This window comes from Segnochrobactrum spirostomi (genome assembly GCF_009600605.1).
Lineage (GTDB): Bacteria > Pseudomonadota > Alphaproteobacteria > Rhizobiales > Segnochrobactraceae > Segnochrobactrum > Segnochrobactrum spirostomi.
On record NZ_VWNA01000001.1, the window covers coordinates 1555466 to 1569301 of the forward strand.

The 13836-nt window shown below is 67.6% G+C and carries 11 protein-coding genes and 1 riboswitch; of the genes, 1 reads left to right on the forward strand and 10 read right to left on the reverse strand.

Annotation, left to right across the window (positions count from 1 at the left end; translation table 11 throughout):
• Positions 1-4: 4 nt before the first annotated feature.
• Positions 5-82: riboswitch (SAM riboswitch) on the reverse strand.
• Between the two features lie 128 nt (positions 83-210).
• From F0357_RS06975 to zapE, 10 genes are all read right to left on the reverse strand, one after another.
• On the reverse strand, positions 211-1809 hold the full coding sequence (locus F0357_RS06975) for an inorganic phosphate transporter (protein ID WP_153479683.1): 1599 nt from the start codon (positions 1807-1809) through the stop codon (positions 211-213).
• A gap of 109 nt (positions 1810-1918) precedes the next feature.
• A complete protein-coding gene (gene nudC, locus F0357_RS06980) occupies positions 1919-2857 on the reverse strand; it encodes an NAD(+) diphosphatase (protein ID WP_153479684.1) in 939 nt (312 codons plus the stop codon).
• A gap of 154 nt (positions 2858-3011) precedes the next feature.
• A complete protein-coding gene (locus F0357_RS06985) occupies positions 3012-3428 on the reverse strand; it encodes an HIT family protein (RefSeq protein ID WP_153479685.1) in 417 nt (138 codons plus the stop codon).
• A 181-nt stretch (positions 3429-3609) separates the two neighbouring features.
• Positions 3610-3894, reverse strand: coding sequence for a DUF2442 domain-containing protein (locus F0357_RS06990; RefSeq protein ID WP_153479686.1), 285 nt, complete (start codon positions 3892-3894; stop codon positions 3610-3612).
• A gap of 419 nt (positions 3895-4313) precedes the next feature.
• On the reverse strand, positions 4314-5543 hold the full coding sequence (gene odhB, locus F0357_RS06995; protein ID WP_153479687.1) for a 2-oxoglutarate dehydrogenase complex dihydrolipoyllysine-residue succinyltransferase: 1230 nt from the start codon (positions 5541-5543) through the stop codon (positions 4314-4316).
• Between the two features lie 101 nt (positions 5544-5644).
• Positions 5645-8617 (reverse strand): 2-oxoglutarate dehydrogenase E1 component, encoded by a 2973-nt coding sequence (locus F0357_RS07000; protein ID WP_153479688.1) that lies wholly within the window; start codon positions 8615-8617, stop codon positions 5645-5647.
• A gap of 166 nt (positions 8618-8783) precedes the next feature.
• A complete protein-coding gene (sucD, locus tag F0357_RS07005) occupies positions 8784-9668 on the reverse strand; it encodes a succinate--CoA ligase subunit alpha (RefSeq protein ID WP_153479689.1) in 885 nt (294 codons plus the stop codon).
• Positions 9668-10867: an ADP-forming succinate--CoA ligase subunit beta gene (gene sucC / locus F0357_RS07010; protein WP_153479690.1), complete on the reverse strand. Its 1200-nt coding sequence runs from the start codon at positions 10865-10867 to the stop codon at positions 9668-9670. The genes sucD and sucC overlap by 1 nt, the downstream gene beginning before the upstream one ends.
• Positions 10864-11166, reverse strand: a complete 303-nt coding sequence (locus tag F0357_RS07015; protein ID WP_153479691.1) for a hypothetical protein — start codon at positions 11164-11166, stop codon at positions 10864-10866. Before F0357_RS07015 ends, sucC begins: the two co-directional genes overlap by 4 nt.
• Positions 11167-11341: 175 nt before the next feature.
• Positions 11342-12505 (reverse strand): cell division protein ZapE, encoded by a 1164-nt coding sequence (zapE, locus tag F0357_RS07020; protein ID WP_153479692.1) that lies wholly within the window; start codon positions 12503-12505, stop codon positions 11342-11344.
• 424 nt (positions 12506-12929) lie between these two features.
• Between zapE and F0357_RS07025 the strand changes: the two genes are divergently transcribed.
• Positions 12930-13829 carry an aldo/keto reductase gene (locus tag F0357_RS07025; protein WP_153479693.1) on the forward strand — a complete coding sequence of 300 codons (900 nt, stop codon included), beginning with the start codon at positions 12930-12932 and terminating at the stop codon, positions 13827-13829.
• Positions 13830-13836 lie beyond the last annotated feature (7 nt).

A 13836-nucleotide genomic window follows, 5' to 3' on the forward strand; every position in this document is an offset into this window, starting at 1 on the left:
AACCACGGAGTCCCACTCGGCCTTTTAGCGAGTTGTTTAACGTGGCTGCAAGCCGGCCGGCCAAATCACCACGGGTCTTGCTCTGTTCCTTAGACCCGTCGGTCCCGACGGTCAACGGCGCCGATCCGCGAAATGCGAACGCCCCGCCGAGGCGGGGCGTCGCGGCAACACCACGGGATATCGGCACGAAGCGGGCGGGCCCCGCCGTTCTCACATCACGCTGTGGAAGAAATAATAGAGCAGCGCCGAGAGCACGATCGCAGCCGGCAACGTCAGCACCCAGGCGAGGATGAGGTTGCGCACCGTGCTCATCTGGAGGCCCGACTTGTTGGCCGCCATGGTGCCGGCGACGCCCGACGACAGCACGTGGGTGGTGGAGACCGGAAGGCCGAACACGTCGGCGGCGCCGATCGTCAGCATCGCGACGACCTCGGCCGAGGCGCCCTGGGCGTAGGTCAGGTGCGACTTGCCGATCTTCTCGCCGACGGTGACGACGATGCGCTTCCAGCCGATCATGGTGCCGAGGCCGAGGGCGATGGCGACGGAGACCTTGACCCAGAGCGGAATGTACTTGGTCGCCTTGTCGAGGCCCTTCTCCATGGCGCGCAGGTTGGTCACCGTCGCGGCGTCGAAGGCCGGGTTCTTCGCCTTCAGCATCAGGCGGATGGTTTCCGTCGTCAGGTACATGTCGTTGCGGACGTTCTGGACCGCGGCGGCGGGCACCTGGGACAGGCTCGACAGGGACGCGACCTGCTTGGAGATCTGGTCCGACACCACGATCAGGGCCGGCACCGTGTCGGGCGCGAGCTTCTTGTCGCGGATATAGGCGAGCAGGCTGTCGTGGGCGTTCGCCGGGGCGGCGACGCCGTTGGTATAGGCCTGAAGCGAATCGATGGTCGCCGTCGTCACCGCGCGGAACTGGTTGACGTCCTGGGCATCGACGGCGCGGTTCAGGGCATAGGTCGTCGGCACGATGCCGATCAGGATGAGCATGATGAGACCCATGCCCTTCTGGCCGTCGTTCGAGCCGTGCGCGAAGGACACGCCGGTGCAGGTCAGGATCAAGAGGCCGCGGATCCAAGACGGCGGCGGCTTGTGGCCCTTCGGCTCACGGTAGAGCTCGGGATTGCGGATCAGCACCTTGAGCGACAGGAGGAGCAGCGCCGAGGCGGCGAAGCCGATGATCGGCGACAGCAGCAACGAATAGCCGATGTTCGCGGCCTGGCCCCAATCGACACCCGACGTGCCGCCCGCGCCGTTCATGAGCTGATTGGCGACGCCGACGCCGATGATCGAGCCGATCAGCGTGTGCGAGCTCGACGCCGGCAGGCCGAAGAACCAGGTCCCGAGATTCCAGATGATCGCGGCGATGAGGAGCGCGAACACCATCGACATGCCGGCGCCGGAGCCGACATTGAGGATGAGCTCGACCGGCAGCAGCGACACGATCGAGAAGGCGACGGCGCCGCTCGAGAACAGCACGCCGAGGAAGTTCCACATCCCCGACCAGACGACCGCGAAATGGGGCGGCAGGGAATGGGTGTAGATGACGGTCGCGACCGCGTTCGCGGTGTCGTGGAAGCCGTTCACGAACTCGAAGGCGAGCGCGATCAGAAGCGCGATGCCGAGCAGCAGGAACGGCAGGAAGGTGAGCGGGTCACCGGTCGCCGACACGTCGGACCAGATCGAGTACGCCGTGAAAATCAGGCCGCCGCACAGCACGACCAGAAATACGAGGATCGCGGTGGGCGCCGGTTTGGCGTCCATCTTGTCACGCGCGCTGCGATGAGCGACCGCCGCTTCAGCCATTTTGTCGTCCCCGGAATACCGTCAGCCGCGCCCTTTGCGGACGCCCGCAGGATAGAGACACTCGCACATGACACTTGCGTGACGCTTGGACGAAGCTTTGTGACTGTGTTCAGGCCGTGATGTCACACCAGAAACGGATGAGACGGTGGGCGATGGCGAAGGGCGGCGGGACGGTCAGCCCGGCTTCGTGACGGCCCTCGATCATCGCCACGACCTCGTCGCGGGAGAACCAGCGGGCGTCTTCGAGTTCGGCTTCGTCGATGACGATCGATTCGCTCGCGGCTTCGACGAGGCAGCCGATCATCAGCGAAGAGGGGAACGGCCAGGGCTGGCTGGCGAGATAGCGCACGCGCCCGGTGCGGATACCGGCTTCCTCGTGGATCTCGCGGCGCACCGCGTCCTCGATCGTCTCGCCGGGTTCGATGAAGCCGGCGAGGCACGAATACATGCCGGGCGCGAAGCGCGGCTGGCGGCCCATCAGACAGAAATCGCCGCGGACGGCGAGCATGATCGCGACCGGGTCCGTGCGGGGAAAATGCGCCGCGCCGCACGACGGGCAGTCGCGCCGATAGCCGCCTTCGGCCAGGTGGCTCTTGGTGCCGCACACCGAGCAGAACCCATGGGTGCGGTGCCAGTGGACGAGGCTGCGGGCCTGGGCGAGCAGGCCGAGATCGTGGGCGCCGAGTGCGGCCTGGGCCGCGAGGTTGCGGATCTCGCCGAGCGGCGTGCCGGTCGCGGCCGCGCGGTCCGGGTCGATCGCGCCGGCAAAACGCACGGCGCCGCCCTCGGCGCCGAGAAAGACGGTCTCGGCGAGGTCGACCCCGAGGTCGAGAGCGTGCGACCGGCTGTGGACGATGTGCGGATGGGGCCCGGCGGCATCGTCGACGACGACCCGGTCGCCGGCGAACAGCACGAAGCCGGTGCCGGGTGCGGCGCGGGCGGCCTCGAGGAACGCCGCGTCGGGACGCTTCGCCGCCATCCGATCGATCCGCGACAGCGAATAGCCGACCTCGTGGGAATATTCGATCTCGGGAAAGTCGAGGGGCATGGGGCTTCCGCGCGTCGGGGGCTTCCGCTGGGGATGGCTTCGCATCCGCCGCGACAAGGCCGAGCGGACGCCATCGCGACGTGTTTTAGAGCGCTTTCAGACGTGGGGAAATGCGCACGCCGGCCGACCGGTGCGGACACGCACCCCGCCGCACTTATTCCGCCGGGGCGAGGCGCTGGCGCAACGCTTCGATGAGCGCGTCGCGGGCTTCAAGCGAACGAGGATTCGGCGCCGCCGCGCCCCAGACCGGGCCCGGCCAGGCGGGATCGTCGCGGAAGCGGCCGATGACGTGGACGTGCAATTGCGGCACCTGATTGCCGAGCGCGGCGACGTTGAGCTTGTGGCAGCCGGTCAGGCCGCGCACCGCGTCGCCGACCATCACGATCTCCTCGGTCAGCACCGCCCGCTGCGCCGCAGAGAGGTCGGCGATCTCGATGGCTTCCGGCACCCGCGGCACCAGAATGGTCCACGGATAATTGGCGTCGTGATGCAGGAGCACGAGCGAGAGCGGGAGTTCGACGACCGGCGTGGTGTCGCCGGACAGCCGAGGATCGAGGTGGAAGCGGGTCATCGTAAACCGGAGGCAGACGGAAGTGGCTCATCGTGCGCCCTGCCCGCAGCGACGGCAACCCCGGCGGCCGCGCCGTCTGGCGAGAACGGGCGCACCGAAACGACGAAGCCCGGCGCTCGGCTCGCGAACGTCGGGCTTCGGTCGAGGCAAGGATCGCCGGACGGAGGTCCGGCGACCGAAATCAGGCCGCGATATCGACCGCCGTGGCGGCCGCGGCGCGGGCGCGCAGCGCGTCGGCACCAATCGAGATGATGTCGCCGTCCGGATCGCTCCACAGCACCGAGCGCCCATCGCGGGAGGTCAGCACGTGGGAGAAGGCGACCGGGTCCTTGAGAAAGGCATAGACACCGCCGCGGGCGATGATCCACTTCAGATCGACGGGCGCGGTGTAGCCATCGTCCCAGCGGATTTGCAGTACGCCGTGGCGAACGACGTCGACCGCCACAATCTTGGATACTTCAGACATTTCCTGGTTCGTCCTGCACTGGCCAGTCCCGGCGCGGTGGTGCGCCAGAACCGGGGACGGAATTATGGCGGGCAGTGCAACCCACCATCTCCGTATAGATCAGCGGCCGACTCGGTTAACGACCGGTTTCGATCGCCCCGGAATCGAGGCCGCTGAACGAGCGCTGATCTAGAGCCCGTCGCCGTTTCGGACAAGACGGGGAAAAGGCCGATCTCGCAGGGCCGATCCGCGTGCCGTGCAACGCTCCGCGGGGGAACCGCGGCACGCCGGCGGGCGACCACACGCATCGTGGCACGCCAAGCTTGCCCGAGCCCTGCGGCATCAGCGGGAGCGCGACGGCGGCCTGAAAGGCCTTCCCTCAAACGCCGAGCGCGGCGCCCGCGAAGCGGGGCCGCGCTCGATGGTGCCGGATGGCCGGATCAGAGGTCGAGGACGAGGCGCTGCGGGTCCTCGATCGCTTCCTTGACGCGGACGAGGAAGGTGACCGCTTCCTTGCCGTCGATGACGCGGTGATCGTAGGAGAGCGCCAGATACATCATCGGGCGGGCGACGATCTGGCCGTTGCGCACGACCGGCCGCTCCTCGATGCGGTGCATGCCGAGAATGCCCGATTGCGGCGCGTTGAGGATCGGCGTCGACATCAGCGAGCCGTAGACGCCGCCGTTCGAGATGGTGAAGGTGCCGCCCTGCATCTCGTCGATGCCGAGCTGCCCGTCGCGGGCGCGGCGGCCGAAATCGTTGATCTTCTTTTCGATGCCGGCGACCGAGAGGCCGTCCGCGTTGCGCACCACCGGCACCACGAGGCCCTTCTCGGTGCCGACCGCGACGCCGATGTGGTAATAGTTCTTGTAGACGAGATCGGTCCCGTCGATTTCGGCATTGACCGCCGGCACGTCGCGCAGCGCCTGGATCACGGCCTTCACGAAGAAGCCCATGAAGCCGAGGCGGACGCCGTGCTTCTTCTCGAACAGGTCCTTGTAGTCCTTCCGGAGATCCATCACGGCGCCCATGTCGACGTCGTTGAACGTCGTCAGCATGGCGGCGTTGGCCTGCGCGTCCTTGAGACGGCGGGCGATGGTCTGGCGCAGCTTGGTCATGCGCACCCGCTCTTCGCGGGAGGCATCGTCGGCGGCAACCGGCGCGCGCGGCGCGGCGGCCGGGGCCGGCGCGGCGGCGGGCGCCTGGGCGGTGCGCTCGATGGCGGCGAGCACGTCGCCCTTCGTGAGCCGACCGCCCTTGCCGCTGCCGTCGATCGCGCCGGCGTCGAGACCGGTTTCGGTCACGAGCTTCTGCACCGAGGGGGCGAGCGGGGCGTCGGCCGGCGCGGCCTTGACGGGGGCTGCGACCGGGGCCGGCGCCGGAGCGGCCGGCTTCGCCGGCTCGGCGGCCTTGGCCGGAGCCGCGGCGGCCCCGGCGGCGTCGATGGTGCCGAGCAGGGTGCCGACGGCGACGGTGTCGCCCGCCTTCACCAGGACCTCGCTGAGCACGCCCGCGGACGGTGCCGGGACCTCGATGGTGACCTTGTCCGTCTCGAGCTCGACCAACGCCTCGTCGGCCGCGATGGCATCGCCGGCCTTCTTGAACCACTGGCCGATGGTCGCCTCGGTGACCGATTCACCGAGGGTGGGGACGCGGATTTCCGTCGCCATGTTCGTCTCTTTCGTTCCGTCGCCGCCGACGCCCGCGGGCCGCAGCAATCAAGGTTCGCAGCGTATGGGCACGGCGTCGCAGCGACGCCGTGCCCTCGGGATCATTCGGAGAAGGCTTCGTCTAGGAACGCCTGGAGCTGGGCGAGATGCTTCGACATCAGGCCCGTGGCGGTCGCGGCGGACGCCGGGCGTCCGACATAACGCGGCCGCTCGACCTTGAGGCCGGCCTGCGCCATGGCCCATTCCATGTACGGCTGGATGTGGGTCCAGGAGCCCATGTTGCGCGGCTCCTCCTGCACCCAGACCACGTCGGCGTTCGGGAAGCGGCTGAGCTCGTTCACCACCGACTTCAGCGGGAACGGATAGAGCTGCTCGACGCGCAAGAGATAGACGTCGTCGATGCCGCGCTTCTCGCGCTCCTCGTAGAGGTCGTAATAGACCTTGCCGGCGGAGATCGCGACGCGGCGGATCTTGTCGTCGGCGACGAGCTTGATCGCCGACGCCTCCGGCCGCTTCTGCGCGTCGTCCGGCAACACGCGGTGGAACGTCGAGTCCGCGCCGAGTTCGGCGAGCGACGACACCGCCCGCTTGTGACGCAAAAGCGACTTCGGCGTCATCAGGATCAACGGCTTGCGGAACTCGCGCTTCAACTGTCGGCGCAGGATGTGGAAATAGTTCGCCGGCGTGGTGACGTTCGCCACCTGCATGTTGTCCTCGGCGCACATCTGCAGATAGCGCTCGAGGCGGGCCGACGAATGCTCCGGTCCCTGCCCTTCGTAGCCGTGCGGCAGCAGGCAGACGAGGCCCGACATGCGCAGCCACTTGCGCTCACCGGACGACAGGAACTGGTCGAACACCACCTGCGCGCCGTTGGCGAAGTCGCCGAACTGGGCTTCCCACAACACCAAAGCCTTCGGCTCGGCGAGGGAAAAGCCGTATTCGAAGCCGAGTACGGCCTCTTCCGAGAGCATCGAGTTGATGACCTCGTAGCGCGCCTGATCGGGGCCGAGATTGTTGAGCGGGATGAAGCGCTCCTCGGTCTCCTGGTCGAACAGCACCGAATGGCGCTGGGAGAACGTGCCGCGCTCGACGTCCTGACCCGACAGGCGGATCGGGCTGCCCTCGGCGAGCAGCGAGCCGAACGCGAGCGCTTCGGCCGTCGCCCAATCGATCCCCTCGCCGGTCTCGATCATCTTGCGGCGGTTCTCGAGGAAGCGCTGGATGGTGCGATGGACGTTGAAGCCCGCCGGCACGGCGGTCAGCTTCTCGCCGATGCGCTTGAGCTCGTCGAGCGGCACGCCGGTGCGGCCGCGGCGCTGATCGTCCTCGCTCTGGGCCTGCTTGAGACCCTGCCAGCGACCGTCGAGCCAGTCCGCCTTGTTCGGCTTGAAGTGCTGGCCGGCCTCGAACTCCTGCTCGAGATAATCCTTCCAGCGCCCCTTCGCGGCCTCGCTCTCTTCAGCCGAGAGGAGGCCTTCCTTGGCCAGCTTCTCGCCGTAGATCTGCAGCGTGGTCGGATGGCTGCGGATCTTCTTGTACATGATCGGCTGGGTGAAGCCCGGCTCGTCGCCTTCGTTGTGACCGAAGCGGCGATAGCAGAACATGTCGATGACGACGGGCTTGTGGAACGCCTGCCGGAACTCGGTCGCGATCTTGGCGACATAGACGACCGCTTCCGGATCGTCGCCGTTCACGTGGAAGATCGGCGCCTCGATCATCTTCGCCACATCCGAGGGATAGGGCGACGAGCGCGAATAGCGCGGGTTCGTCGTGAAACCGATCTGGTTGTTGATGATGACGTGGATCGAACCGCCGGTGCGGTGCCCCTTGAGGCCGGACAGGCCGAGGCATTCCGCGACCACGCCCTGGCCGGCGAACGCGGCGTCGCCGTGGATCAGGAGCGGCAGCACCTTGGTGCGGTCGGTGTCGGCGAGTTGGTCCTGCTTGGCGCGCGCCTTGCCGAGCACCACGGGATCGACGATCTCGAGGTGGGAGGGGTTGGCGGTCAGCGACAGGTGAACCCGGTTGCCGTCGAACTCGCGGTCCGACGAGGCGCCGAGATGGTACTTCACGTCGCCCGAGCCTTCGACCTCGTCCGGGGCGTAGGAGCCGCCCTTGAACTCGTGGAAGATCGCCCGGTGCGGCTTGTGCATCACGTTGGAGAGAATGTTGAGGCGGCCGCGATGGGCCATGCCGAGCACGATCTCCTTGAGCCCGAGCTGTCCGCCGCGCTTGATGATCTGCTCGAGCGCCGGAACCACGGCTTCGGCGCCGTCGAGGCCGAACCGCTTGGTCCCGGTGTACTTGAGGTCGATGAAGCGCTCGAAGCCCTCGGCCTCGACGAGCTTGTTGAAGATCGCCTTCTTGCCCTCATTGGTGAAGGAGACGGTCTTGTCCGGACCCTCGATGCGCTCCTGGATCCAAGCTTTCTCGACCGGATCGGAGATGTGCATGAACTCGACGCCGATGGTCGAGCAATAGGTCCGCTTCAGGATTGCGAGCATCTCGCGCACCGTGGCGAACTCGAGCCCGAGCACCTTGTCGATGAAGATCTTGCGGTCCCAATCGGCCTCGGTGAAGCCGTAGGACGAGGGATGCAGTTCCTCGTGGTCGCCGTTCGGGGCGAGCCCGAGCGGGTCGAGGTTGGCGTAGAGGTGGCCGCGCATGCGGTAGGCGCGGATCATCATGATGGCGCGCACCGAGTCGCGCGTCGCGCGCAGCGCCTCGGCTTCGGTCAGGCCGACGCCCTTGGCCTCGGCCTTCGCCTTGATCTTGTCGCCAACAGCCTTCTCGAGGCCCTTCTTCTCGAGGAAGGACCAATTGCCGTCGAGCGCGGCGACGAGTTCGCCGTTCGCCACCACCGGCCAGTCCTTGCGCTCCCACGGGGCGCCGCGGGATTCCCGCTCGATGACCGATGGATCGTCCTTGAGGCCCTCGAAGAAACCGCGCCATTCGGCGTCCACCGAAGCGGGGTCGCTCTGATAGCGGGCGTAGAGATCCTCGATGTAGGCAGCGTTGCCGCCATAGAGGAACGAGGTGAGGGCGAAGGCCTCGTTCTGATCTTGTCGTGCCATCTTTTGTCGTGACCGGCGGCCGCCGGCCTCCTCGGTTCGTTCCGACGTCGATGTCGCAGCACGGCTCATCCCGTGCTGCGTCTCTCACGTCTATGGCGCGGGCCTTTCCCCGCGCCGCCCTTTAAATAGGAGCAGAGTGGCAAAGTTTCGCCGCCCCACCCGAATCTCAGCCCTTCAGGACCTCGACGAGCGTCTTGCCGAGGCGCGCGGGCGACGGCGAAACGCGGATGCCGGCGGCTTCCATCGCCTCGATCTTCGATTCCGAGCCGCCCGAGCCGCCCGAAATGATCGCACCGGCGTGTCCCATGCGGCGGCCCGGAGGCGCCGTGCGGCCGGCGATGAAGCCGACCATGGGCTTCTTGCGGCCGCGCTTGGCCTCGTCCTTGATGAACTCGGCCGCGCGCTCCTCGGCGTCGCCGCCGATCTCGCCGATCATCACGATGGACTCGGTCTCGTCGTCGGCGAGGAACATCTCGAGCACGTCGATGAACTCGGTGCCCTTCACCGGATCGCCGCCGATGCCGACCGCCGAGGTCTGGCCGAGGCCTTCCTGCGAGGTCTGGAACACCGCCTCGTAGGTCAGCGTCCCGGAGCGCGACACGATGCCGACCTTGCCGCGACGGAAGATCGAGCCCGGCATGATGCCGATCTTGCACTCGCCCGCCGTCATCACGCCCGGGCAGTTCGGCCCGATCAGGCGCGACTTGGAGCCTTCGAGGGCGCGCTTCACCTTCACCATGTCGAGCACCGGAATGCCCTCGGTGATGCAGACGATGAGCGGGATCTCGGCGGCCACCGCCTCGAGGATCGCGTCGGCGGCGCCCGGAGGCGGCACGTAGATGACGCTCGCGTCGGCGCCGGTCTTGTCGCGCGCCTCGGCGACGGTGTCGAACACCGGCAGGCCGAGATGGGTCGAGCCGCCCTTGCCCGGCGAGGTGCCGCCGACGACCTTGGTGCCGTAGGCGAGCGCCTGCTCCGAATGGAACGTGCCGTTCTTACCCGTGAAGCCCTGGGTGATGACCTTGGTGTTCTTGTCGATCAGGATGGACATCAGCGGGCTTCCTTCACGGCTTTGACGATCTTGGCCGCGGCATCGTCGAGATCGTCGGCCGGGATGACGTTGAGACCAGACTCGGTGAGGATCTTCTTGCCGAGCTCGACATTGGTGCCTTCGAGGCGCACGACGAGCGGAACCTGGAGGCCGACTTCCTTCACCGCCGCGATCACGCCTTCCGCGATGATGTCGCAGCGCATGATACCGCCGAAGATGTTGACTAGGATGCCCTGCACGTTCGGATCGGCGGTGATGATCTTGAAGGCCGCGGTGACCTTCTCCTTGCTGGCGCCGCCGCCGACGTCGAGGAAGTTCGCCGGCTCCTCGCCGTAGAGCTTGATGATGTCCATCGTCGCCATGGCGAGGCCGGCACCGTTGACCATGCAGCCGATGGTGCCGTCGAGGGCGATGTAGGACAGGTCGTACTTGGAGGCCTCGATCTCCTTGGCGTCCTCTTCCGTCGTGTCGCGCAAGGAGACGACGTCCGGGTGACGGTAGAGCGCGTTCGAGTCGAACGAGACCTTGGCGTCGAGGCACTTGAGCTGACCGTCCTTGGTGACGATCAGCGGGTTGATCTCGAGCATCGCCATGTCCTTCTCGACGAAGGCGCGATAGAGCTTCGAGACGAGATCGCCGGCCTGCTTGGCGAGCTCGCCGGTGAGGCCGAGGGCATGGGCCACGGTGCGGCCGTGGTGGGGCATCGCGCCGGTCGCCGGGTCGATCGAGAAGGTGACGATCTTCTCGGGCGTGTTGTGGGCGACTTCCTCGATGTCCATGCCGCCCTCGGTCGAGACGACGAAGGCGACGCGGCCGGTGGCGCGGTCGACGAGGATCGAGAGGTAGAACTCCTTCTCGATGTCCGAGCCGTCCTCGATGTAGAGGCGGTTGACCTGCTTGCCGGCCGGGCCGGTCTGGATCGTGACGAGGGTGTTGCCGAGCATCTGGGCGGCGAAGGTCTTCACCTCGTCGACGCTCTTGGCGAGGCGCACGCCGCCCTTCTCGCCGGCGGCCTCTTCCTTGAACTTGCCCTTGCCGCGGCCACCGGCGTGGATCTGCGACTTCACCACCCAGAGCGGTCCGCCGAGCGACTGCGCGGCGGCGACGGCTTCATCGGGCGAGAAGATGGGCACGCCGCGCGACACGGGCGCGCCGTACTCCCGCAGGATCGCCTTGGCCTGGTATTCGTGGATGTTCATTGAGCGGCTCCGACTGAAATCCCGGCTGCCAAAAAGAAGCCGGCGCTCGCGAGGAGCGCCGGCTCGATGGATCTTGCGGCAACGAACGGACCGCGCGCCGGACGCACCGCTTGGAGGCGGCGCGCCGGGCTCGCTTGTCGGAGTTCGATCCCGCGAGAGGAAAAGCGTGCGCCGGCGAGAACGCCCGGCACGCAGAAACGAAGAGAAGGCACCGCGGCGCTGACGGCCCCACGGACCGGCGACGCGGCAGGGCTGCCGGCACGGTCCGAGGCGATCAACACGGTCGTCTTGCGCGCCATGTCTTGCGAGCTTCCCTTTACGTAAGGTGCAGCGACCCTGCGATGCGGTAGGTCGTCACTACTCCCTTTGGCACCGCCGTTCAAGACGCGGTCGGCGAGAATCACAACCGGCAGCGCGCCCCATAGACCACCCCGGGAGCGCGGCCTGGGCCGCCTCGCCGTGGCGACCTGCCGTTCACGTCATCGGGGGCGCTTCGGTCTCGGCAAGATAGGCGCCGGAGCGCATTTCGATGAGACGGGACGCAGTGCGCTGGAATTCGAAGCCCTCGGTCCCCTCGGACCCGGCGTAGAGCCGGTCGGGCTCGGCGGCCGCCGAGACGATGAGGCGGACATGGCCGTCGTAGAGGGCGTCGATCAGGATGATGAAACGCTTCGCCTCGTTGCGGGTGTCCGGCCCGAGCAGCGGAACCCCGGCGAGCAGGATGGTGTGATAACGCCGGGCGATCGTGAGATAATCATGAGGACCGAGCGCCGCCTCGCAGAGATCGCGGAAATGGAAGCGGGCGACGCCGCCCGCCGCCTCCGGCACCGGCACCCGCCGCCCGTCCACCTCAAGCGCCTCCGGCTTGCCGCGCGGCAGGCCGGTCAAGGCGCGGAACAGGCGGTCGAGCGCGGTATCGGCGGAGGAATCGAGCGGGGTGAAATAGACCCGCTCGCCGGCGAGCTTCTCGAGCCGATAATCCTCCTTGGCGTCGAGCCGCACCACCTCGACATGCTCCTTGAGGAGCGCGATGAAGCCGAGGAAATGGCCGCGGTTGATGCCGTCGCGATAGAGATCGTCCGGGGCGACGTTGGAGGTCGCGATCAGCGTAACGCCGCGGGCGAACAATTCTGTGAAGAGGCGGCCGAGGATCATCGCGTCGGCGATGTCGGTGACGGCGAACTCGTCGAAGCAGAGCACCGCCGTCTCCGCGGCGAGGGCGGCGGCGACGGGCGGCACCGGATCGTCGCCCTTCAGGCTGCCGTCGGCGATCGCCTGCCGCACCGTGCGGATGCGGGCGTGGATGTCCTGCATGAAGGCGTGGAAATGGATGCGCGTCTTCCGCGGCTGCGGCAGCGCGGCGAAGAAGAGGTCCATCAGCATGGTCTTGCCGCGGCCGACCTCGCCCCAGATGTAGAGACCGCGCACCGGTGCGGTCTGCGGCTTGCCGCGGCCGAACAGCCAGCCGAGCGAGCTCTTCTTCGAGGCGAGCGGCACAGCGCCGAGGGCGTCCGCGAGCCCGTCGAGCTTGTCAGCGATCGCGATTTGCGCCGCATCCCGCGCGATTTCGCCCGCCGCCACCATCGCCGCGTAGCGATCGGCCACGCGATGGCCGGGCGTCACCAGCCGCTCGTTCATGATCGTTCCACTCAAGGCGGCGGGGAAGGGTCGGGAGGCCCGCCGCAATCGGCGCGACCTTTAGGCCGCCGCCAATCCTTCGGCAAGACACCCGTCGGCAGGACACCCGTCAGCAAGACACTCGTCAGCAAGACACCCGTCGGCGAACCGACGCTTCGGCGGCGCGCACCGCTCGCCAAGCCGTGACCGCCTCCCCGAAGCCACCCCCTTGCGGAACGGGCGCATCAGGGAGGTAGGCTCGACGGTGATAGGGTCTCGCGGAAGATGAGCCTCCGGGCCTTGTCTCGAGCGGCGGCGGCCACACATCCTCACGGCAACCGCCGTCTTCTTCCCCGGAATCGCCGCGGGCCCGTCTCGCCCGCAGGGTTCCGGCCCCCCATCCGCCGCGGCGTCCGCCCGGCCTCCACGAACCGAGGACCTTCTCATGGCCAAACTCGACGCGGCCCAATCGGGCCATTTCCAGATCGGTGGCGATCTGACCGTCAACCGGCTCGGCTTCGGCGCCATGCGCATCACCGGCCCGGGCATCTGGGGCGATCCGGAAGACGAGGCGGAGGCGATCCGTACCCTGCAACGGCTGCCCGAAATCGGCGTCAACTTCATCGACACGGCGGATTCCTACGGGCCGGACGTCTCCGAGATTCTGATCCGCGACGCCCTCCACCCTTACGAAGGCGTCGTCATCGCCACCAAGGGTGGCCTCCTGCGCACCGGGCCGAACGTCTGGGTGCCGCTCGGCCGGCCGGATTATCTGCGCCAGCAGGTGCACATGAGCCTGCGCCATCTCGGCGTCGAGCGGATCGACCTCTGGCAGCTCCACCGCATCGACCCGACCGTGCCGCGCGACGAGCAGTTCGGCGTCATCAAGGAATTCCTCGATCAGGGCCTGATCCGGCATGCGGGCTTGAGCGAGGTCTCCGTCGAGGACATCGAGGCGGCCTCCAAGGTGTTCAAGGTCGCGACGGTGCAGAACCGCTACAACCTGATCGACCGCGCCCACGAGGCGGTGCTCGATTATGCGGAAGCCAACGGCATCGGCTTCATCCCCTGGTTCCCGCTCGCGGCGGGTGATCTCGCCAAGCCCGGCACGGTGCTCGACACCATCGCCCACCGCCACGAGGCGAGCCCGTCGCAGATCGCCCTCGCCTGGGTATTGAAGCGCAGCCCGGTGATGCTGCCGATCCCCGGCACCTCCAAGGTCAAGCACCTCGAGGACAACGTGGCGGCGGCCACGATCAGCCTCGACGACGAGGAATTCGCCGCTCTCGACCGCGAAGGCCGCGCCGCCTTCGAGCGCGGCGGACCCCGCCTGCCGCCGCGCTAATTCCGCG